This window comes from Flavobacterium bizetiae, from assembly GCF_024271895.1.
Lineage (GTDB): Bacteria > Bacteroidota > Bacteroidia > Flavobacteriales > Flavobacteriaceae > Flavobacterium > Flavobacterium bizetiae.
Map to the genome: position 1 here is coordinate 2,911,910 of NZ_CP091861.1, position 22,959 is coordinate 2,934,868.

Annotated in this window: 20 protein-coding genes and 2 pseudogenes; 9 read left to right on the forward strand and 13 right to left on the reverse strand. The window is 32.8% G+C overall.

All coding sequences use genetic code 11. The annotated features are described in order from the left end of the window. Positions 1 to 90: 90 nt before the first annotated feature. The 5 genes and pseudogenes from L0669_RS12580 to L0669_RS23710 all read right to left on the reverse strand — a co-directional run. On the reverse strand, positions 91 to 3,117 hold the full coding sequence (locus L0669_RS12580) for a sensor histidine kinase (RefSeq protein ID WP_263758041.1): 3,027 nt from the start codon (positions 3,115 to 3,117) through the stop codon (positions 91 to 93). After that, positions 3,095 to 3,850 (reverse strand): LytR/AlgR family response regulator transcription factor, encoded by a 756-nt coding sequence (locus L0669_RS12585; RefSeq protein WP_263758043.1) that lies wholly within the window; start codon positions 3,848 to 3,850, stop codon positions 3,095 to 3,097. The genes L0669_RS12580 and L0669_RS12585 overlap by 23 nt, the downstream gene beginning before the upstream one ends. Positions 3,851 to 3,965: 115 nt before the next feature. Continuing rightward, positions 3,966 to 4,730, reverse strand: coding sequence for a TIGR02757 family protein (locus L0669_RS12590; RefSeq protein ID WP_263758045.1), 765 nt, complete (start codon positions 4,728 to 4,730; stop codon positions 3,966 to 3,968). A gap of 116 nt (positions 4,731 to 4,846) precedes the next feature. Beyond that, positions 4,847 to 5,296 (reverse strand): annotated as a pseudogene (locus tag L0669_RS23705) (ABC transporter ATP-binding protein); the annotation flags it as partial. A gap of 207 nt (positions 5,297 to 5,503) precedes the next feature. Beyond that, positions 5,504 to 5,725: pseudogene (locus tag L0669_RS23710) on the reverse strand (ATP-binding cassette domain-containing protein); the annotation flags it as partial. A 132-nt stretch (positions 5,726 to 5,857) separates the two neighbouring features. Here L0669_RS23710 and L0669_RS12600 point away from each other — a divergent pair. After that, positions 5,858 to 6,580: a phosphodiester glycosidase family protein gene (locus tag L0669_RS12600; RefSeq protein ID WP_263758047.1), complete on the forward strand. Its 723-nt coding sequence runs from the start codon at positions 5,858 to 5,860 to the stop codon at positions 6,578 to 6,580. A gap of 97 nt (positions 6,581 to 6,677) precedes the next feature. Continuing rightward, a complete protein-coding gene (locus tag L0669_RS12605; protein WP_173972642.1) occupies positions 6,678 to 6,977 on the forward strand; it encodes a hypothetical protein in 300 nt (99 codons plus the stop codon). Between the two features lie 78 nt (positions 6,978 to 7,055). Here the strand turns inward: L0669_RS12605 and L0669_RS12610 are convergent, their stop codons facing one another. The 7 genes from L0669_RS12610 to L0669_RS12640 form a co-directional block, all read right to left on the reverse strand. Beyond that, positions 7,056 to 7,358 carry a DUF6787 family protein gene (locus L0669_RS12610; RefSeq protein ID WP_173972643.1) on the reverse strand — a complete coding sequence of 101 codons (303 nt, stop codon included), beginning with the start codon at positions 7,356 to 7,358 and terminating at the stop codon, positions 7,056 to 7,058. A gap of 32 nt (positions 7,359 to 7,390) precedes the next feature. Next, on the reverse strand, positions 7,391 to 7,837 hold the full coding sequence (locus tag L0669_RS12615; RefSeq protein ID WP_173972644.1) for a DUF6146 family protein: 447 nt from the start codon (positions 7,835 to 7,837) through the stop codon (positions 7,391 to 7,393). 235 nt (positions 7,838 to 8,072) lie between these two features. Next, positions 8,073 to 8,636: a hypothetical protein gene (locus L0669_RS12620; RefSeq protein WP_263758048.1), complete on the reverse strand. Its 564-nt coding sequence runs from the start codon at positions 8,634 to 8,636 to the stop codon at positions 8,073 to 8,075. A 172-nt stretch (positions 8,637 to 8,808) separates the two neighbouring features. Beyond that, positions 8,809 to 9,162, reverse strand: coding sequence for a hypothetical protein (locus tag L0669_RS12625; RefSeq protein WP_263758049.1), 354 nt, complete (start codon positions 9,160 to 9,162; stop codon positions 8,809 to 8,811). 94 nt (positions 9,163 to 9,256) lie between these two features. Continuing rightward, entirely contained in the window at positions 9,257 to 10,207 is a 951-nt protein-coding gene (locus tag L0669_RS12630; protein WP_173972647.1) for a D-2-hydroxyacid dehydrogenase, read from the reverse strand. Between the two features lie 139 nt (positions 10,208 to 10,346). Next, a complete protein-coding gene (gene serC, locus L0669_RS12635; RefSeq protein ID WP_263758051.1) occupies positions 10,347 to 11,417 on the reverse strand; it encodes a 3-phosphoserine/phosphohydroxythreonine transaminase in 1,071 nt (356 codons plus the stop codon). 93 nt (positions 11,418 to 11,510) lie between these two features. Further along, positions 11,511 to 12,584 (reverse strand): acyl-CoA reductase, encoded by a 1,074-nt coding sequence (locus tag L0669_RS12640; protein ID WP_263758052.1) that lies wholly within the window; start codon positions 12,582 to 12,584, stop codon positions 11,511 to 11,513. Positions 12,585 to 12,720: 136 nt separating this feature from the next. On the opposite strand from L0669_RS12640, the gene L0669_RS12645 reads away from it, so the two are divergent. Continuing rightward, entirely contained in the window at positions 12,721 to 13,071 is a 351-nt protein-coding gene (locus tag L0669_RS12645) for a 4Fe-4S dicluster domain-containing protein (protein ID WP_173972650.1), read from the forward strand. A 168-nt stretch (positions 13,072 to 13,239) separates the two neighbouring features. Beyond that, the gene (locus L0669_RS12650) at positions 13,240 to 14,394 is read left to right on the forward strand and encodes a hypothetical protein (protein WP_263758054.1); all 1,155 of its coding nucleotides are present in this window, start codon (positions 13,240 to 13,242) and stop codon (positions 14,392 to 14,394) included. An 88-nt stretch (positions 14,395 to 14,482) separates the two neighbouring features. Here L0669_RS12650 and L0669_RS12655 read toward each other — a convergent pair whose 3' ends face one another. Further along, positions 14,483 to 17,215 (reverse strand): TonB-dependent receptor, encoded by a 2,733-nt coding sequence (locus tag L0669_RS12655; protein WP_263758055.1) that lies wholly within the window; start codon positions 17,213 to 17,215, stop codon positions 14,483 to 14,485. Between the two features lie 315 nt (positions 17,216 to 17,530). Here L0669_RS12655 and ychF point away from each other — a divergent pair, with 315 nt between their 5' ends. The 5 genes from ychF (at position 17,531) to pncB (ending at position 22,879) form a co-directional block, all read left to right on the forward strand. Continuing rightward, positions 17,531 to 18,625: a redox-regulated ATPase YchF gene (gene ychF / locus L0669_RS12660; protein ID WP_173972653.1), complete on the forward strand. Its 1,095-nt coding sequence runs from the start codon at positions 17,531 to 17,533 to the stop codon at positions 18,623 to 18,625. A 428-nt stretch (positions 18,626 to 19,053) separates the two neighbouring features. Beyond that, positions 19,054 to 19,977: a YihY/virulence factor BrkB family protein gene (locus L0669_RS12665; protein ID WP_263758056.1), complete on the forward strand. Its 924-nt coding sequence runs from the start codon at positions 19,054 to 19,056 to the stop codon at positions 19,975 to 19,977. 96 nt (positions 19,978 to 20,073) lie between these two features. Next, complete coding sequence (locus tag L0669_RS12670) at positions 20,074 to 20,598, forward strand: NADPH-dependent FMN reductase (RefSeq protein ID WP_173972655.1); 525 nt, start codon at positions 20,074 to 20,076, stop codon at positions 20,596 to 20,598. A 3-nt stretch (positions 20,599 to 20,601) separates the two neighbouring features. Further along, positions 20,602 to 21,582 carry a transglutaminase domain-containing protein gene (locus tag L0669_RS12675; RefSeq protein WP_263758058.1) on the forward strand — a complete coding sequence of 327 codons (981 nt, stop codon included), beginning with the start codon at positions 20,602 to 20,604 and terminating at the stop codon, positions 21,580 to 21,582. 121 nt (positions 21,583 to 21,703) lie between these two features. Continuing rightward, complete coding sequence (gene pncB / locus L0669_RS12680; RefSeq protein ID WP_263758059.1) at positions 21,704 to 22,879, forward strand: nicotinate phosphoribosyltransferase; 1,176 nt, start codon at positions 21,704 to 21,706, stop codon at positions 22,877 to 22,879. Positions 22,880 to 22,959 lie beyond the last annotated feature (80 nt).

The window sequence follows — 22,959 nt, forward strand, 5'->3', positions numbered from 1 at the left end:
AGTATTAATATGAATCAAAAATAATTTAACGGAATGTTGAATTTTGGGCCACTTAGTTCCCGTATACATTCACTGATTAATCGTAATTAATTAAAGAATTTGAAGTTTGAGAATTACCGTGGTACCCTCATTTTGGCTGGAAGAAATAACAATTGGATTAGAATTATCTGATTGAAATAAAGTAATACGTTCTTTTGCTAAATCTATTCCTTTTGAAGTATGAAGTTTGTTTGCGTTTCCTGATTGAACTCCTTTTCCGTTATCGATAATCTCACAAAAAAGATAATTATCTTGTTGTCTAAAAGAAATAGTTAGTTTAGGGTTTAAAGATCGGGAATCAAAGGCATGAACAAATACATTTTCAACAAAAGGCTGAATAAGCATTGGTGGGATTTCAGTTTCAAATAAATCTAAATTTTTATCGATAATTAAATCAAATGCAACCTGGTTTTTAAATCGCATATTTTCTAATGTTATGTAAGATTGCAAATATTCTATTTCATCAGATAATGCAATTCTTTGAGCGGATGAATTATTAAGAGTCTGACGGATTATTTTCGAAAATTCGCCCATATACATTAACGCATCATCTGTATTATTATCAATAATATAGTTCTGAATAGAATTCATAGCATTAAAAATAAAATGCGGATTCATCTGACTTTGCAGAGCTTCCATTTTAGTTTCGGCAAAACGCTTTTGAATTTCTGCTTTATTACGTTCCTGATTTTTTACCGCACGGATACGATTGATATAAATGAAATAAACACACATGCAAATTAGTACAAAACTTCCTCCCAAGAACCACCATGTTTTCCAAAAAGGCGGTGTTATTTGAATTTTAAATATATCATTTAAAGATATTTCGCCCGAAAATAAATCCTTCGTTTCTAATCTTATTATATAATTACCGTTTGGTAAATAAGTTAAATTAATGGTCTTGTCTTTTGTCCATTTGCTCCAATTAGAATTGGATAATCCTATAACCTGATAACGATATTTTAGTTTATTAGGATATTGGGCATTTTGAGGTTCAAAGCTAATAGATATTGTATTTTTATTATAAGGAAGTGCTATTTGGTCTGAATCATAACTCAGCCATTTAAAATGATTTTGATTGATACTTTCAAAATTGACGTCTATTCCCGTAATTTTTATCTTTCTCGAAGTATTTTTTGAAACAATATAATCTTTAAAATCAAATTCAAAATAGCCGTTTTGTGTTCCGATCGTTAAAATAGTTCCTGTAATATTTGACGAAGTAAAAGTCTTAGCTGTTAATCCCTGTTCTTCATCAATCAATCGAACAGTACCATTTTTATATATGTTTAATCCTTTTTCTGTTCCTATAAATAAATAATCCTGATAACATTCTATAAACGAAATCGAATTGCCATTTAATAGTTTTCGGTCAATTTTATGGATGATTTTAAAACCTTTTAAAACATCAATAATAAAAATATCTCCAAATGAATTGGCAACTACAAGCTCTTTTTTGTCATTGATCTTGATTTGTACGATTTCATTTTCTTTCCAAACATTATTGAAGTAGTACGAATAAAATTTACCGTTTTCATATCTATATAGTCCATTAGTTGATGAAGCTACATAGTATTTGCCTGCTAATGGTAAAATAGCAAAAGCATCTTTTGGATTGTTTAAATTACTAGATTCATAGCGCTTAAAAGCATAATTGGTTCTAAAGTTTTCAACTTCACAAAATTTGCCATAAGCGACCTGAAAGATTATTTTATTATGATCTGTAAAATCAAAAGCACTGGTTGAGTAGGGATAATATTCCTTGATTATTCCGTCAGTCTTTATCCCAAACAATCCTATAGTTGAATTTACCCAAATAATCGAATTAATAATTTTAAGGCCTCTTAATTCAAACGCCTCTAATCTGGTTTTTGAAAAAGAAACAAAATATTCGTATTGTGATAATTTAGGATTTGTTCTGAAACTAAATCGGGCAAAATCGTAAAACTTTTGATTAGATATTTCAGTAGTGATTTTGTTTTTTTTCAGAAAAAGTAATCCTGCTTTGTTTAAAATTAAGTTTTGATCTTTAAAGTTTGCAAGAGAAACAATATCTAATTTTGATTTTTTATGAAAAGAAGCTGGGTAATATTTTATTTCTTGTTTTAAATCGATTTTAAACAATCCTTTATTTATTGTCCCTACATACAGATTGTCTGTTTTAGCATCATAATATAGACTCCAAACTTCAAAACTTTCAATTCCGAAAGCATCATTAAGATTAATTATTTTATTGTTGATTACTTTATAAATACCGCCTGTTGCAAAGTTAATTCCGTTGCCTGCAATATAGGTTATACCTCGTTTATCTGTAGCAAAATTCCAAAAGACACTACTCCCAAAATGCAGATTAGCATCTTTACTTGACAAATAATCTTTTATACTAATCTTGCTTATCGCATTATTGATATGATCACTATGACAAATATAAAGACTATCACTTTTTTTATGGATTGAAAAAATATCCGGCTCTTTATGATTGATCAATTTGATACTTTTTTTTGCCAAATCTACTTGCCAAAAGCCATCATTAAAAGTGCCAAAATATATCTGAGAATCTATCTCAACAAAATCCATGACCTGAAAGAGGTTTCTCGATCCGATAATTTTGTGGCTAAAAATAATTTTATGGGTTTTAATATCGAGAACTGAAATCCCGAATTCAGTACCTATGTAGAGAAGGTTTTTGTAGATAAATAGCCTTCTGATTTTATCATTAATCAATCCTTTTTTTTGATTTATGATTTCGAAATTTTTACCATTATAAAAACTCAAACCTCCACCATGACTGCCAAACCACATATTATGATTGCCATCTTCTGTAATAGTCCAACAACTATTGTGCGCTAGACCGTCTGAAGTGGAGTAATTTTTTACTCCTCCGTTTTGAATGGCTGATAATCCATTTGCAGTTCCGACCCAAAGAATACCACGAGTATCTTTATATATTGAATAAATACTATTGTTAGGAAGTCCATCAATTGTAGAAAAATTCTTTGATGGAAATTGTTGCGAAAAAGTGGTCTCAACAATAAAAAACAGAATAAATAATAGATTACTTTTTTTGAATGATAGCATTTATAAATTCTTCTTTTTTTCTAACAGAGACAGGCAAAGTTTCTCCATTGCTAAGTTCAACAAGGAGTTCATTTGTTTTATTAAATCGGGTAACGTAATTAAGGTTTACTAAATATGATTTATGGATTCTTTGAAAAATAGAAGCCGGAAGCAACTCTTCGACATATTTTAAGGTTTTAGATAAAACAATATTTCTACCGTCTAAGCAAACAACTTTGCAGTAATTACTATCCGCTTCACAATATAAGATAGAATTGGTTTTTAGCAACTCAAATCCGTTTTCTGTTGGTAATGCAATCCTGTTGTAAGCTGAGCCTCCTGTATCAATATTTTCTAAAAGTAATCGTAGTTTTTCTTCCTGAGATGCTTTGTTTTGTTTTTGATCGTATTTTTTAATGGTCTCTAATAAATCGATATAATTAATTGGTTTTAATAAATAATCTAAAGCGCTGCATTTTATAGCATCGATGGCAAATTCTGAATACGCGGTGGTAAAAATGACTTCAAATTTTATTTTATTCAACTCTTTAAAAAGCTGAAAACCATTTTTATTAGGCATCTGAACATCGAGAAATACTAATTCGGGATTGTATTTTTCGATGGCCGTAATTGCTTCATCAACGCTTTCACATTTCTCGAGAATGAGAAATTTATCAGGAAAATAACGGGTTAAAAGTTTTTCCAGAAACTCTCTCGCGTTGTATTCATCGTCTACAATAATGGTTTTAATCATTCGATAAATGTAGAAATATTTTATTTAATTCAGAAGGATGAATTAGTAAACGTATTGAAATCGATGGTAACCGTAAAGTAACACAATTTATATTTTTCTTTGAAAGCGAGTGGGGTTAAAATCCTTCAAAAACGCCCAATCCAAATAAAGCAAAATCATATTTTACGGGATCGAGAGGATCCATTTTTCTAAGTTTAAGATCTAATTCGTTCAGGGCTTTTCCGTCGTTTTGTTTTCGGGTAAGAATACCTAATTTTCGGGCTACATTTCCTGAATGAACATCTAGCGGACAGGATAATAAAGCAGGCGAAATGGTTTTCCAGATGCCTAAATCGACTCCTTTTGTATCTTGTCGAACCATCCAGCGCAGGTACATGTTGATTCTTTTTGCTGCGGAATTGTTTAACGGATCTGAAATGTGTTTTTGCGTTCGGGGCAAATGATCGATTTCGAAGAATATTTTCTTGAATTCGTGTATGCTTTTTTGCAAACTGTCTTTTTCCTGATGTTTTGCAAAAACGGCTTCCAGGCCGCCATGATTTTTATAAATGTGTTGTAATCCTTTTATAAATCCTGAAAAATCTTTTCCGTTGAAGGTTCGGTGAACGAAATCTTCAAGACGGATTAAGTCGTCTTCGGTATGTGACATGACAAAATCATAAGGAGTATTACCCATTAAATCCATCATTTGATGGGAGTTTTTGATAATCATTTTACGATTTCCCCAGGCAATCGTAGCGCTTAGGAAACCAGCGATTTCGATGTCTTCTTTTTGAGAAAATAAATGCGGAATTTGTACAGGATCACTGTCTATGAAATCCTGATTGTTATATTGAATGACTTTTTCGTCGAGAAATTCTTTGAGTTCTTTTTGGGTCATGATTTTAATGCAAGTTCTTGTGATTCGGGTGCCCTAGCCCTGATGGGAGCGGCATCCTTTTTCTGGCTTCTTTAGCCAGGAAAAGATATGGCGGACAGCAGGAATAGCTCCTTATTCTAATTACTAATTAAACCATCGACCATAACTAATTTTCTATCCGCCATATTTGCCAGTTCTTCGTTATGCGTTACAATCACAAATGTTTGACCAAATTCATCACGAAGCTGAAAGAATAACTGATGCAGGTTTTCGGCAGAATGAGTGTCCAGATTTCCGGAAGGTTCATCGGCAAAAATCACGTCAGGTTTGTTGATTAAAGCTCTTGCTACAGCAACTCTTTGTTGTTCTCCGCCCGAAAGTTCGTTGGGTTTGTGATGTATTCTGTGTGATAAGCCTAAATATTCTAAAATTCTTTTAGCCTCTTTTTCGGTTTCGGCCTTTGGTTTGTTTGCCATAAATGCAGGAATACAAACGTTTTCTAAAGCAGTAAACTCAGGCAATAATTGGTGAAACTGAAAAATGAAACCAAGATTTAAATTTCGGAAATTAGATAATACTTTGTCTTGTTTGCTTTTCTTTTTAAAATAACGATTCATATAAATTGCTAATACAAAAAGTGGGAGCAACAAAGCCGCGATGGTAATGTATCTAAAAATATCGTCGAATATGGTGAGTTTGAAGAATAATAAAAAAGCAAGTAATCCTACGGTATAAATAGCGCCTATCCAGGAAATTAATCTGAATGTTTTTTCCTGTTTAGAATTGTCAGTTTCTACATCCTGTAATTTTAATACATTTTCTCCGTTTATAGTCAGAGACGATTCGGTGTTTATTTCCGGTTTATCGAGTGTTCCTAAAATTTGTAAAAGGGTTGTTTTTCCGGCGCCTGAAGCACCAACAATAGAAACAATTTCTCCTTTTTTGATGTGCAAATCGACTCCTTTTAGAACCTCTAATTTATCGTAGAACTTATGTATATTTTTTGCGTGAATCATTTTGAAACTGTTTTTACAAAGAAACAAAGATTCTGCCGATATAAAAATGGGTTGTAACAGAATTTTATGAAGAAAGCTATTTAAATAGGTATTGAAATTTTATGCTACATTTATTAGAAATTATTTAGCAAGATGAAAACAAAAATTGGGGTATTAGTTTTGATAATTGTACTTCTTGGTCTCTTTATTGGTGCCAAAGTATATGCTGATGATCAATTTGTGGTGTATAAAGCCGATCTTAAAAAACAAGATTTAAGATTGTACTGGAAGAATGATAAGAGAGAAAATTTTGGAAGTATCCAGAACCTCAAACTTTGGCTGGAGAAAGACAATTTGACGCTAAAATTTGCCATGAATGGCGGAATGTATAAAAAGGATAATTCGCCACAAGGGCTTTATATCGAAAAACAAAAGGTTCTGGTTGCTTTAGATACCTTAAAAGCAGCGGGTAATTTCTACTTAAAACCGAATGGTGTTTTTTATCTGACAACAAAAAAAGTTGCCGGAATTTGTAAAACAGAAGATTTTCGCAATAATAATACAATAGCATATGCGACCCAATCCGGCCCGATGTTGGTTATTGACGGAAAAATTCATCCTGACTTTAATAAAGGCTCGGGTAATTTGAATATTCGAAATGGAGTAGGGATTTTACCGAATGGAAAAGTAGTTTTTGTATTGTCGAAAAAGGAAATAAATTTTTATGATTTTGCGAATTATTTTAAAAGCTTAGGTTGCAAAAATGCTTTGTATCTTGATGGATTTGTATCGCGTGCTTATGCGCCATCAGAAAATTGGATTCAGACCGACGGAAATTTTGGTGCGTTATTTGCAGTAACAGAAAAAAAAGAATAATTAAAGGGTTTATTATATGGGAATTAAGAAAGAAAATGGCACTAATAAATAAGTTCAATTCAATCAATTCTTTATAAATTCGAATAATCTAAATGAAATGAAAATGCAGGAAGTAAAAACAATAAACGCAGACGATAGAACCAGAAAACTCCTTTTGGGTTTGCTTTTGGATGGTGTTGGAATGATATCCTTTTCGATTCCGTTGATTGGAGAATTCTCAGACGTAATTTGGGCGCCAGTTGCCGCATTTATTATGACCAGAATGTACAAGGGCAGAGTAGGTAGAGTGGCAAGTGTATTGACTTTTATAGAAGAAGCGTTGCCGTTTACAGATATAATTCCGTCGTTTACACTTACGTGGATTTATACTTATTATTTTCAAAAAGGAGAAAATTAAAAATCTAACAGTTTTATAAATAAAAAATGGCAACCTTAAAAGTTGCCATTTTTTTTTATTTCTTAATGAGAAGTTCAATTAATCTTTAAACAAAAATCCGAGTCCCATATTTTTAAGCATTTTCTTTTCGAAATTCCAGAAAAAACGGAATTGACCAAAAATAGTTCCTATGGCAACCAATAAAACCTGATAGATAGGAAAAATAATCAATAAACGAATTAAAGTAAACCATCCGCCAAAATCTTCCTTGGTGATGCCCAGTAAAACACAAAAGGGTTTAGACAACCATGCAGATGCCGATCCTGTGATGGCAAAAACAATCAATATAATTATGGCTTGTAGGTTTGAGGTAATCCCCCAACGTTTCTTTAATCGATTCATTTTTATTTGCAATATTTACAAATATAAGAACATTATCTTATAGGAACATAGCCGTAAAGCTTTTGTTTGTAAGTATTTTGAAAATAAATCATATAATTGTAAATAAGGTAATTTACTTCGTATCCGTAATGAATGTTTGGCTGATAATCGATCCTCATTTCGTATAAACTTGGATTGTAACGTTGTGGTTGCAAAACACGATTATTCCATTCTGTTACATACAAATTATTCTTATTTTCAAGATATGATAAAGAATAATAATTACGCGGAAGCGCCGTTGCAGCCAGCCAGGTGCTAAAACCATTGTCGATAATAATAACTTCGTATTCTAAAGAATCGTTTGCAATACGTACCGTATCATTTACAGCAACTTTAGGAGTATGTCCGGGATTGGTATTGTTTGCAATATTATTTTTTGAAGTGGTAGAACAAGCAACAATTGTAAATAAAAGGATAAAGATGTAGACGTAATTTTTCATAACTTTTTAGTTTGAAACTTAAATTTACAAAGATATCAATCAACTATGTTGCTATTTAACAACAGTTTATAATTAGTAATTGCAGATTTAAATTTATTTAAAAGTTAGAATATCAAAACCTTTGCCATTCTTACATTCAAAACAAAAAAAAGCTGCTTACCTAAAGTAAACAGCTTTTATATTTTATAAAGAAACCTTTGTCCGTTTGTTACTCTGAACCTTTGAACCTGGAAGTTTATTTACTTCCAAACAACTTCCCAATAAATCCTGCGATTCCACCTTTTGTTTTAGTGACTACAAGAACATCAGCTACATCTACCTTTCCGTCATTGTTTTGATCTAAACCAAATTGCATTCCGTATTTATTGATCGTTTCCATGATGCCGGAAGCTTGTCCGCTGCTTCCAGTAAGCGAACCAATAATATCAGAAATCTGAAAACTACTGTCATTAGGATCTTTTGCTTTATTAACCAAAGAACTTAGTATTTGCGGAATCATATTGGCTGCAACGCCTGATGAAGCCTCGCTGCTTAATCCGAATTTTTCTCCAAGATTTCCGGATAATTGTTGTGTTATTTGCTGCACAACAGGATTCGAGCTGTCAATAGAAGATTTTCCACTAAACAAACCGGCAAGTTGTTCGCCGCCACCTTCTGAAGCAATTTTTTGTAATCCTGCAAATATCGAAGTACTGGTTTCATTTATAACAGCTTCGTTATGCTCATTAGGAACTGCAGCGTTGTTTACTACAGCATTGCCTCCGTATTGTTGTACTAATTGAGTTAATTGTTCAAACATAATGTTTAGATTTAGATTAGACGACAAATTTAATAAAAAGAAAGGTATTTACTACAAAATTGTAATAAATACCTCTAAAGTTAATCTATTTTTTAATTACTCGGTTCGACAAATTCAAGAAATTGTGCAAATCCTTATTTATATGACCTTAAATTAAAGCCAATGTTAAGGTTTAGTATTTTGGCACTTTTACTTTGCACCAGGTCGTAACATCTTCAGGATTAAATCCGGGACAATTATTAACGTTCTTTTTAGGGAAAAACAAAACAGCATTATCAAATGTGCTCAGGTTGAAATAATAGTTGCTGTAATCTTCTCCATATCGCCACACATCGCTTGAACCTCCATTGCCAACCGTTTCAGTAAAAGTAAAAATAGAAGACTGCTCAGGAATAAAATATTCTTTTTCGATAATAAGCGAAAACACATTGCCAAAGATAGAAGTACAGAACAAAGCAATTGCAATTACCATTAGAATCACTTGAATGATCCATTTACGTCCAGAGCTTTTTTGGGGTGTATTCATCGTTATACTTTAAATATTCGCGAAAGTATAAAAAAGAAAGGGATTTACTACAGGTACTTAGTAAATCCCTTTCATCAAATTTAATCTATTTTTCTTAGCTCAACAAAGTAATAATCTGAGAAGCTAATTCAGTACCAATTCTGTCTTGCGCCTCTCCGGTTGCAGCCCCAATGTGTGGAGTCAAAGAGATTTTAGTGTGCATTAAGATTGCCATTTCTGGTTTTGGTTCGCTTTCAAAAACGTCTAAACCTGCAAAAGCAACTTTTCCAGAATCTAAAGCTTTTACTAGAGCTACTTCATCAATAACGCCACCACGAGCACAGTTTACGATTCCAACACCATCTTTCATGATTGCCAGTTCTTTCTCTCCAATGATGTAACCATCCTGAGCAGGAACGTGTAATGTAATGAAATCAGCTTCTTTAAATAAAGATTCTAAAGATTGAGAAACAATCGTAGTTGTAATCGACTGACCGTCAAAAAACTCAACTTTAATATCTACAGAAGGAATAAAACTATCTGCAGCAATTACTTTCATACCTAAACCAAGAGCCATTTTTGCTGTAGCTTGTCCAATACGACCAATACCAACAATACCAAGCGTTTTACCTCTTAATTCTACACCATTTGCGTAAGCTTTTTTCAAACCATCAAAGTTTGAATCCCCTTCAAGAGGCATATTTCTGTTAGAATCATGCAAGAAACGAACACCAGAAAACAAGTGTCCAAAAACCAATTCAGCAACAGATTCTGATGATGAAGCAGGTGTATTAATTACATGAATTCCTTTGCTTTTAGCATAATCAACATCAATATTATCCATACCAACACCACCACGACCAATAATTTTAAGTCCAGGGCAAGCATCAATAATATCTTTACGTACTTTAGTTGCAGAACGCACTAAAACTACATCTACATTATTTTCATTCACAAAATTAGCTACTTGTTCCTGAGCTACTTTTGTAGTTATAACTTCAAATCCACCTTTTTCTAAGGCTAGAATTCCACTTTTAGAAATTCCGTCATTTGCTAATACTTTCATTGTATTTATTGTTTATTTGGTTAATCGTTTAATTGTTTAATCGATAAACCAGCTATTTGATTTTTCTTTTTTGATATTTTAAAGGAAGCATTTTTTTTCGATTAAACAGTTAAACAAATTAACGATTAACCGAAAAAAACTAAACTTTAGTCTCCAAAGCTTTCATTACATCAACCAGTACCTGAACACTTTCGATAGGCATAGCGTTGTAAATAGAAGCTCTGTAACCACCCACAGAACGGTGTCCTGGCAATCCGGAAATGTTTGCTGCTTTCCATAAAGCATCAAAAGTTTCTGTATGATCCGGGTTGTTCAATAAGAAAGTCACATTCATTTTAGAACGATCCTCAACCGCAGCAGCCCCTTTAAATAATGGGTTTCTGTCGATTTCAGCATAAAGTAAATCAGCTTTTGCGTCGTTTAATTTCTCAACAGCAGCAACTCCGCCTTTTTCTTTAATCCATTGCAAAGTCAATAGAGAAACGTAAACAGCAAAAACAGGAGGAGTATTGTACATACTTTCTGCTTTAATATGTTTAGCGTAATCTAACATACTTGGAATTGTTCTTCCGCTTTTCTCTAAGATTTCTTCTTTTACCACTACCAAAGTAGTTCCTGCAGGACCCATATTTTTTTGAGCTCCGGCGTAGATTAAATCAAATTTAGAGAAATCTAAATTACGCGAAAAAATATCAGAACTCATATCGCAAACAACAGGAATGTTAGTTGCCGGGAATTCTTTCATTTGAGTTCCAAAAATAGTATTGTTACTAGTACAGTGAAAATAATCAGCATCAGCTGGTATTTCGTATCCTTTTGGAATATGGTTATAATTTTGTTCTTTCGAAGAAGCTACGATAACAGTTTCTCCAAAATATTTTGCTTCTTTTATTGCTGCAGTTGCCCAGGTTCCGGAATCTAAATAAGCGGCTTTTCCACCTTCTTTCAATAAATTATACGGAGCCATCAAGAAAGCGGTACTTGCACCACCTTGTAAAAATAGTGCCTGATATCCTTTTCCTGTAAGTCCTAATAACTCTAAAGCAAGGGAACGAGCTTCATCCATAACGGCAACGAAATCTTTACTTCGGTGCGAAATTTCAAGAATAGAAAGTCCTGAATCATTAAAATTTAATATAGCTTTTGATGCTTTTTCAAAAACCTCTTGAGGTAAAATACTTGGTCCTGCGCTGTAGTTGTGTTTTTTCATGGTTGTTGTTAAAAGTCGAAAATTTTAAAGAGGCAAATTTCGGCAATAGGAGCTGAAAAAGCGATAAATTATTCGAAATAATTAAACATATTTTTACTTTGTTGTTAACAAAAACGTTATAGTATCTACGTTATCTGCATAATCCCACAATTGAGGATTTTGAGTTTGCCCGAACGGAATACTATTTTGAATTAAATCATTGCTCACGATACACTGAATTTGTTCAGCATCAGCATCAAGACGCGCTTGTAATTCGTCTATGTTTTCGTAAAATTCATAAAAAACACTCGAAATAGGAGAGGCGTAACTAGGATCTTCTTTTAACGTTAAAAATCCGTTATCTAATAATTTAAAATTACTCATTAAAAATACTGCCTTATTATAATCGTAATTATTAGCATATTTCTCGTAATGAATAACGTCCTGATATTTAAAAATAGCCTGAAAAAAAGCATCAAACGAATAACCTTTTGGTACAAAAAGCTTGGAAACATTGCGGCATCCTAAACCAAAATACCTGAAAATATCTTCGCCTAAAGCTTCTAATTCTTCATGTGTTTCTTTTCCGTTTAAAACAGCTGCCGAATTTCTGTTTTTTCGAATAATAGACGGTTTGTCTTTGAAATAATATTCAAAATATCGCGCCGTATTATTGCTTCCTGTAGCGATTACAGTATCAAAGTTCTCCAGTTTTCCTTCCACGAAAGTGATCTTATCTTTTAGGCTTTCATCAACAAAAACTAAATATTTAGCTAAAAATGGCAACAAATGCTGATCGTTTGAAGATGTTTTTACCAATGCTTTGTTTCCTGTGATTAATACCGATAAAAAATCGTGAAAACCAACTAACGGAATATTTCCGGCTAAAATTAAAGCGACGTTTTTTTCGGTTTTGTTATCCTGAGCAAAATCTGTAGCGTATTGAGAAAGCCATTTCGTAATGTTTTCTTCGGTCAGCGCATCGGCCCATGATTTTATAGCAAAGTATACTTGTTCAGGTGTATACCATCCGTTATGAGATTGAGATAAAAGGATCAGTTTTATAAAATCATCAAAAAACAAGTCATTACCTAAAACCGATTCATTTCGTGTATTTTCTTCTTCGGAAAACTGACTTAAAAATTTTCCTAATTCAACAAAAACACTTTTTTTTGTTTCTAATGTCATAATGTTTGTTTATGAATTGTTTTGATTGTAATTTTGCACAAAAATAAGCTATATTACGTTATAAGGCAAAGCAGAATGAAATCTTTGGTATTTTAAACTCAAAGCCTGTAACTTTTAACATGTAACCAAGAACGAGATGGCAATTATTATAACTGACGAATGCATAAACTGTGGGGCTTGTGAACCAGAGTGCCCAAATACAGCAATTTATGAAGGCGCTGACGATTGGAGATATAAGGATGGAACTAGTCTTAAAGGAAAAGTAATTTTACCTGACGGAACTGAGGTTGATGCAGAAGATGCTCAAACACCAATTTCTGACGAAGTGTACTACATTGTTCCTGGAAAATGTACAGAGTGTAAAGGTTTTCATGACGAACCTCAATGTGCTGCTGTATGTCCTGTTGACTGTTGTGTGCCAGACGATAATCACGTAGAAGATGAAGAAACCTTGTTGAACAGACAAGCGTTTTTACATGGTGAATAAATTTTTATTTGTAGAAAATATAAATCCTGAGCTCTAAACTCAGGATTTTTTTTGCTCCAATTTTTAAATTTCAGGATTTGTTATTCGGTTGATTTATAATGATTTATTTTTTAAATGTTAATTTATTGATAAAAAATTAATACTTTAGTTGAAAATTTAACAACGCCTATGAAGAGATTGATACTTTTGATTATTGTGTGTTTTAGCGTTAATAGTTTTGCTCAAAATACAGAATATTCTATCATTGTAAAAGATATAGAAACGCAATTGCCTATAGAAAATGCAATGGTGGTCATACTTAAAACCAAACAGGTTTTATTAAGTAATGAAGACGGAAAAGTTACTTTTCTATTAAACGGAGCTTCGAATGTTCAAGTTTCAGAAATGAATTATGAGAATCTTACCCTTCGCTGGGCTAGTTTAAAAGAAGATCAATTTGTGGTTTATCTGCAAAATAAGGACAATAAATTAGATGAAATTGTCTTGTCTAAAGAAAATCCGCAAAAAATACTGCAAAGAGTTGTTTCAAACTCCATACAAAAACTCACAACACCTTACCGTCTTAAAGTATATGTAAGAGAATTTTTTATGCTAGATAATAAATACTCCTATTATAATGACGGACTTGTAAATTTTCAGTTTTCAGGAAATAAAAAAGCCACAACTACATTATTGGTCGAACAAAATAGATCGTATGGTTTGCTGGAAACAGATGTAAGTACAGATTTAAGAGGTTATAATCTCAATAATATTATGGAGAATTATTCGAACTTAAAGTATTTTAATCCTGTTTTAGATTCAAAAGTAAAAAACGAATATGATTTTATTATAAAAGGACATCCTAATAACAAAGACTATTTTGTAATGAATATTACGCCGCTGCATAAAAAAGATGCAGATAAATTTGAGGTTATTTACGATCCGGTAAAAAAGCTAATTATCGAATTTTCGTGTGTTTTGATTCCTGGAGATGTTGATGAAATAGAAGAAAAGCCAGTAATTGGGTCAAAAAAAATTACCAAATCTTATGTAAAAGTAGATTACAGATTAGACGATTCGAATTATTATCTTTTAAGTTCTAATGAAGAAATAGCTTATAATCTTACTTTAAAAGATAAAGTTAAAAATATTCAGGTTCGCAATAGTTTTGTTACAACGAGTTTCAACAAGCAAAAGTTTACCTATAATGAAAGTGATGTTTTTAAAGAGAAAACACTTTTTAATAAACAAAATAAAATCCTCACCAATTACTGGGACATTTCAGGATTTACCGCTACTGATGAGGAAAAAGCAATAATTGCTTCTTTAGATTTTAAGCTTTAAATTGTAATCTTTAAGAAATAAAAAAATCCTGAGTTTGACGCTCAGGATTTTTTGTATCTAAAAGTAAAGTCTTTTTCTCTAAATTGTATTAAAAATTAAATCCGAGTCTCGCGTAGTAATAAGCTCCGTTGAAACCCATTTGTACAGCATCCCAATATCCTCCGGCTTCTACCCAGTCATCTTGTTGATCAGGATAAATGTTTAAAAGGTTGTTGGCACCAATACTAATTTTAGTCGATTTAGAAACTTTAAAACCTAAAGTTAAATCAGTTACAATTTTTGCACCGTAAGTATCTGTTGCAGCTTTCTTTTGGTTGGCAAGTACTTGTGCATCAGTTTCAGACGGATCTAATCTATAGTCTTCAGGATCTTCATCCATTTGGTAATCCAGTAATTTTACTTCGCTAAATCTCGTAAAAGCCAATCCTGCATCAAACCATTTTCTGCCATAATTAAGGTTTAATCCAAATTTGTTTGGCGGTGCAGAAGCTAATAAGAAAGCTTTGTCGCGTTCTCCAAAGAATTGATTTGCAGGTAAAGTACCATTATGTACCTTGTCAATTTTCATATCATTAATATTACCCACAAGAGTTGCACCGAATCTATTTTCGTTAATTGTTTTTTTCCAGGCCAAAACCACATCAAGTCCTTTTGTTTTAGTATCTACACCATTTACAAAAAATTGAGCTTTAGATTTGTTTCCTAAAGCAGGCGCATCAAAATAACCTGTTAATACAATTCTGTCCTTTACATTAATTAAGTAACCATCTATTGTTGCGGTAAAGTCTCCAAAATTAGCTGTAAATCCTAAAGATGCATTTATAGCTTTCTCCTCATTTAGTTTTTGAATTCCAAAAGATCTTGTGATTTCGCTGTCATTTGAAGCTAATAAAACTTCAGTTGCACCGGCAGAACTAAAGTTGGTAAAATGTAAATTATAATAAATTTGCGCTAATGACGGAGCGCGAAATCCTGTACTTACAGAACCTCTTAAGTTAATATGATCTGTAATTTTTAGTCTCGAAGCAAATTTTCCGTTTACCGTACTTCCAAAATCACTGTAATTTTCATAACGAACGGCACCGCTTACCATCCATGCCTGAGTAACATCTAATTCAGCATCTGCGTATAAAGAAAAGTTAGTACGGCTTTTGTTTACTTCGTTTAACGGGCTATATCCCGGGAAACCCTGAGAACCTCCTGGTCTTGGTATAGTTGGTGAAGAAGTTGGATCTGTAGGATCGTAATCAGGATTTGGAACTGTAGGAGCGCTTTGAGTTTTAGGATCGGTAATTGGTACTCCGTTAGTATCGTAAGTTGCATAAGAACCTTCTTCTCCTGCAAAAATTTCGAATTTTTCTACTCTAAATTCAGTTCCAAAAGCGATGTTAAGTCCGCCAAGAATATCACCGTAATTTTTGGAAACATCTAAATTAGTTGTGTTTTGAAGTAAGCTATGACCACCGGCATCAAATTCTCTAGGCGATTTATCTTCAAGAGAAGCATTAATGGTTCCTTTTATATCATAATGAAATTTGTTCTTGCCTAAAGTGTTGCTTAAATCCCATTTCCAGCCGCCTGAAGTCTCTGATCTAATTCCGGCTGCGATCGAATTGTCGTTTATTTTTGATGTAATTCTAGGCGTATATCCACCCGGATAAATCGATTCTACAACTCTTTCTCCATCGTTTCGTGTAAATGCGTAAGCATCTGTATCTCTAAAATTACTTCCTCCAAAAGCATAAAATTGAGTTTTATCAGAAATCGGAATGGCAAGATTTACAAATAAGTTCACTCCTTGAATTTCAGCTTCTCCAAAACCTTTTCTAAAATCAAAACCCGGACGTAATGTTTTGTTTTTATTTAAGAATTCTCCGGTAACGTTAACGTAGCCTCCTTTAGTTCCTATTGCCGTTCCGTAATTGGCAGATACTTTTAGAGATCCTCCGTCAAAATTTTGATTTTTTCCAAAAGTGTTTCCGTTTCCTTTTTTATCTAATCTGAAATTTTTTGTATTGGCTGTGCCTTCAGGAAAATCACCTTTTGCATCTGTGTTAAACGCGCCATAAGTAATCGCTCCGGTAAACTCATTAATATTATCATTCGTAACAATATTGATAACTCCTGCGATCGCGTCAGAACCATATTGGGCTGCGGCACCATCTCTTAAAATCTCAATTCGTTTAATAGACGCAGCAGGAATTGCATTCAAATCTGTACCTGTGTTTCCGCGTCCGCGAGTTCCAAATAAATTAATCAATGACGACTGATGTCTTCTTTTTCCGTTAATCAAAACCAAAGTCTGATCAGGTCCCATACCTCTTAAAGAAGCCGGATCTACGTGATCTGCACCGTCAGAACCGGATTGTTTATTGGCATTAAAAGAAGGCGCAACATATTGTAGTAATTCATTAATTTCCAGTTTTCCGCTTTGTGTTGTAACATCTTTTACATTAATAACATCGATAGGTACAGCCGAATTGACAACTGTTCTTTTTGCATTTCTTGAACCAACTACCACGACATCACTTAAAATTTGACCGCCGCTTTCGTCTAAAGTAACTTCTATTTTGTCACCAATAACTTTTTTTTCTATCGAAGAATAGCCAACATAGCTAAAAATTAATGTAGCTCCATCTTTCACTTTTATGCGATAACTACCTTCAAAATCAGTAGATGTGCCGTTGGCAGTTCCTTTTTCAAGAACATTCACACCTGGCAAAGGCGCACCGGACTTGTCTTTTACAGCTCCTGAAATTTCTTTTTGAGCAAAAAGAAACATCGTATTTAGCAAGAATAAAAATAATGCAATCTTTTTCATGGTTTTGTGAGTTTGGTTTAATTTTTTGTTTTGATCATTGTTAAAAGTAATATAATTTAACAAAATATTAATAAAAAGTTTAATTTTTTTAAACGTAATATTTTAAAATACATTAATCCTCATTTTTACTTCACTTACGAGCTATTAAATCTTATATTTGCAAAATTTTAAAGCCAAAAAATATCATTTTGGCAGAAACAAAAAATCGAGACATAAATTATACATCATTAAGTAACGCTCTATATATTAAGGTAGAAGCTTGATGATAAGACCTGAGAGAATCAGGATCTAATAAAAAATAAATAGAAACAACAGATGAAAGCAGGAATTGTAGGATTACCAAATGTTGGAAAATCAACATTATTTAATTGTTTATCTAATGCAAAAGCGCAAAGTGCAAACTTTCCGTTTTGTACAATCGAACCTAATATTGGTGTTGTAAACGTTCCGGATCCAAGAATCAACAAGTTAGAAGAATTGGTAAAACCAGAACGCGTACAAATGGCAACAGTTGATATTGTTGATATCGCTGGTTTGGTAAAAGGTGCAAGTAAAGGTGAAGGTCTTGGAAACCAATTTTTAGGAAACATTAGAGAGTGTAATGCTATTATTCACGTTTTACGTTGTTTTGATAACGATAATATCGTTCACGTAGACGGAAACGTAAACCCAATTCGCGACAAAGAAACGATCGATATCGAGTTGCAGTTAAAAGACTTAGAAACAGTTGAAAAACGTTTAGAAAAAGTAAACCGTGCTGCTAAAACTGGAAATAAAGAAGCGCAAACAGAAAAAGCACTTTTAGACAGAATCAGAGAAGCATTATTGCAAGCTAAATCAGCTCGTACAATTGTACCTCAAGGAAATGATGAAGAGGTTTTAATGGAATCTTTTCAGTTAATTACTGCAAAACCAGTTTTATACGTTTGTAATGTTGATGAAAATTCAGCAGTAAACGGAAATAAATATGTAGATCAGGTTCGTGAATTAGTAAAAGACGAAGATGCTGAAGTTATTATCCTTTCAGTAGGAGCAGAGGCTGATATTACAGAATTAGAGAGCTACGAAGAGCGTCAGGTTTTCCTTGAAGATATGGGATTAACAGAGCCGGGAGCGTCAGTTTTAATTCGTGCAGCTTACAAATTATTAAAACAACAAACTTACTTTACTGCTGGTGTAAAAGAAGTTCGTGCCTGGACAATCAATATTGGAGCTACAGCGCCACAAGCAGCGGGAGTTATCCATACTGATTTTGAAAAAGGATTCATTCGTGCAGAGGTAATTTCATACGAAGATTACGTTCAGTACGGTTCTGAGGCAAAAGCAAAAGAAGCAGGAAAATTTAAAGTAGAAGGAAAAGAATATGTAGTAAAAGATGGTGATGTAATGCATTTCCGTTTCAATGTATAATTTCTTTTTGAGAGAATAGAATATAGAATATAGAGAATAGACTAAACTGCTGGAGAAATTCAGCAGTTTTTTTTATGCTTAAAAATAAACGTGTTATATTTTGAAATGACAAATTAGGCGAAAACATTATTATGAATATGATTGCCCTAGCCCCGATAGTAGAGGAAATCCTTTTGTGCCGGGGTTCAGCACAAAAGATTGTAACGAATAGCGGGATTAGCTCCTGAGAAAAATGATTTGCTTTTAATTATAGAAAACGAATAAAAAAAATCCGCCCAAATCCGCGTTTTCGCTTTAGCGAATCCGTGTCATCCGCGTGCTATTTTTAGTTACATCCAACATGGAAAAAATATAAAATTTCTCCTAAAAGCGAGAATTCAATTTTTTGATAATTGCGTAAATTTGAGAGTATTTCAAAAAATTAGCAAATGAAAATTAAAAATATATTCTCCAAGTCATGGTTTCTGCTTAAGAATACCTTTTTAGAATTTAATGATGATAATGCGATTAAGTTAAGTGCGGCATTATCGTATTATACCATATTTGCGTTGCCTCCTTTATTAATTATTATCATAACGATTTGCGGTTTTTTCTTTGGTGAAGAGGCTGTAACGGGAGAGTTATACGGACAAATAAATGGTTTGGTAGGTAACGGCGCGGCGATTCAGATTCAGGAAGCAATAAAAAATGTACAATTGTCTGGTGAAAATGTTTTTGCAACTGTTTTTGGAATCATTATGTTGTTAATTGGAGCGTCAGGAGTTTTTGCCGAAATACAAAGCTCGATAAATTTTATTTGGGGATTACGCGCCAAACCGGATAAAGGAATTAAGAAATTCATTCAAAATCGCTTAATGTCATTTTCTATGATCGCTTCGGTTGGTTTTTTAATGCTTGTCAGTCTTTTTATAAGCACCACTTTAGATTTATTAAGCGCACGCTTAAAAGTATATTTTCCGGAAAGTACGGTTTATTTATTCTATGTAGTAAACATCGTTATTGTATTGGCGAGTATAACGCTTCTTTTTGCTATTATCTTCAGAACATTACCCGATGGAAAAATAAGATGGAAAGATGCTTTTATAGGATCAACTGTAACGGCGATATTATTTATGATTGGTAAATTTGCTATAGGATTTTATCTGGGCAGTTCTACAGTTGCATCTGTTTACGGTGCAGCAGGTTCTGTGATAATTATTTTGGTTTGGGTGTATTATTCGGCAATTATTCTGTATTTTGGAGCAGAATTTACCAAAGTATATGCAAAATCTTACGGAGGTAAAATTTACCCGAATGAATACTCAGTAGAGATTCAAAAAGAGATTTATGAAATAGAGCCAAATAAAATATAAACCACAGATTAAAAGATTTTCACAGATTAAATTAGGTAATCATTTAAAATTATTTAATCTGTGGAAAAAAAGCAAGCTCAAAAAAAATAACCAAATATGAAAATAGTAGCCTTTGGAGGAAGTAACAGTAAGCATTCTATCAATAAACGCTTAGCAACTTATGCGGCAGGTTTATTTGATAATGCCGAAGTTGAAGTTTTAGATTTAAATGATTTTGCAATGCCATTGTTTAGCGTTGATGTTGAAAAAGAAATTGGTCAGCATGAAATTGCAAAAGCTTTTTTGGCTAAACTTGCCGGTGCAGATATTTTAGTTGTTTCTCTGGCAGAAAATAATAATAATTATTCTACAGCATTTAAAAATATATTCGATTGGTCTTCTCGAATTGAAAAAGATGTTTTTCAGAAAAAGCCAATGTTATTATTGGCAACTTCGCCTGGAACAAGAGGCGGTGCTTCGGTTTTAGAAATAGGTCGTAATGCTTTGCCAAGATATGGTGCTGAAATTAAAGGTACATTTTCATTACCTGCCTTTAATGCGAATTTTGATTTAGAGCAAAATAAAATCTCGAATGTGGAGTTAGATAAAGAATTAAAAGACATAATAAAGTCTAGTTTTTAATCGATGACCATAAAAAAGATTACCGTTTTAGTTCTTTTCCTGAGTTTTAGTTTTCTGCATTCATCTTACTCTCAAAAGTACAGTGATGTTGATAGAGCAGTTGTTAAATATCCTAAGCATTTTAATTCTACAGAAGATCTCGCCGAGAAAATTCAGAGCGATTTTAGTTCTGATGGAGATAAAGCACGCGCTATTTATACCTGGATTGCTCTTAATATAAAATACGATTATGCTTCTTTTTTAAAACCGCAAAGAACGCAAGGTTTTAGCTATTCTACAGAAGCTGAAAAACAAAGAAAGATCAAACAAATCAATGATAAACTGATTCAGAATACCTTTGATTCCCAGAAAGCAGTTTGCGAAGGATTTACAGCTTTGTTTCAGCATTTGGCTGGGTTAGTTGGCTTAAAGTCAGAAATTATTAGAGGAGATTCAAAAACAAGATTAGCAGATATTGGTAGAAAAAACACTTCTTCAAATCATGCATGGAATACTGTTTTGATTGATAAAAGGTGGCGTTTAATAGATGTTACATGGGGTCAGGGATATTACGATAGTAGTAAAGGAAGAATGGTAAGCGATTTTGATCCGGTTTATTTTGACACAGATCAGGACTATTTTTTTGCTAAGCATTTTCCGGATTCGGGTTTGTATTTGGGGAATAAAATAGATAAAAATGAGTTTCTAAACGGACCATTAATTTATAATAAAACCATTTCAGGAGATCATAGAATTAAATCCCCGGATTCAGGAATAATTGAAGCTAAGTATGGTGATAAGATCACAATTGAAATTAAAAACGTTTCGAAGTCAAATGTCATTTTCTATTTAAATAAAAGAAATCAACCCGTTAAAATTCAGAACTCTAAAGAAAAACGAGGAGGTTTAGAATTTCAGATTACTTACGATAAAAATATAGGCGATTATATTACTATTTATCTGGATACTTTTAGTATTGTTTCTTTTAAAGTAATTCGAAGATAAATATACTGGAGAGTTTAGTTTAAAGAATTTTCCTGTTTTATAGAATTGATGTATCTTAGCCATAAAGAAGATGAGATTTAATGATAACAGCCAATAGAGCTGTTAAAATGTAATTATGCGTATGGAGACAACTTTCCTGAAATCGATTTTAGATAATGATTTCTATAAATTTACGATGCAACATGCTGTAATAAAACTTTTTCCAAAAGCAAAAGTACGTTACGGTTTTATAAACAGAGGAAAGCATATTTTTCCGCCAGGTTTTGCTGATTTACTTCGACAATCAGTAAATGCAATGGCAGATTTGCGATTGACCAAAAGCGAAAAACACTACTTAGCTAAATTTTGTCCGTATCTGGATCCTACTTATTTAGATTTTTTACAAGGTTATAATTACGATCCGTCTGAAGTTCATATCAGTCAGGAAGGGTCAGAAATAAAAGTTACGATTGAAGGTTTTTGGTATCGTACCATTTTATGGGAAGTGCCTTTAATGGCTTTAATTTCAGAGCTTTTTTATAAATCAAATCATCTAATTCGACTGAACGACGATGCGATAAAAAAACTAACCAAAGACAAGATTGATAATTACAATTCATTAGGAGTTTCGATTTTAGAATTTGGTACAAGACGACGTCATTCTTACGATGTACATATTTTAATCAATGAAACTTTACAGGCGTATGGCTCGCAAAGCTTTATTGGTACTAGTAATGTACATTTTGCAATGGTCAATAATATTCGTCCGTTAGGAACACATGCGCACGAATGGTTTATGTTTCATGCAGCGCAATTTGGTTTTAAAATGGCCAATTTGATTAGCCTCGAACATTGGACACAAGTTTACGGCGGTGATCTCGGAATTGCCCTGACAGATACTTATACAACAGATGTTTTCTTTGAACAATTTGACAAAAAATACTCTAAACTTTTTGATGGAGTTCGTCATGATAGCGGAGATCCAATTGAGTTTGCACAAAAGGTAATTTCGCATTATACCAAAATGGGAATTGACCCAAAATCTAAGGTAATTGTCTTTTCGGATTCCTTAAATTATGATAAAGTAAAACTCATAACTGACTTTTGCAAAGACAAAATAAAAATGTCATTTGGTATTGGTACCAATTTTACCAATGATGTTGGTTTGCCAGCTATGAATATGGTTATAAAATTAACAGAAGTTAAGCTGGATAATACCCACTGGCAAGGTGTTGTGAAACTTTCTGACGAAAAAAACAAAAATACGGGAACGCCCCAAATGATTGCTTTGGCGAAAGAAGTACTGGGAATCAAATAGTATTTTTTTGTTTCAAAGCTGTTTTTTTATATTTTTAGCGACCTTATTATTTTAAAATCAATTTAAATAGAATTTAAAGC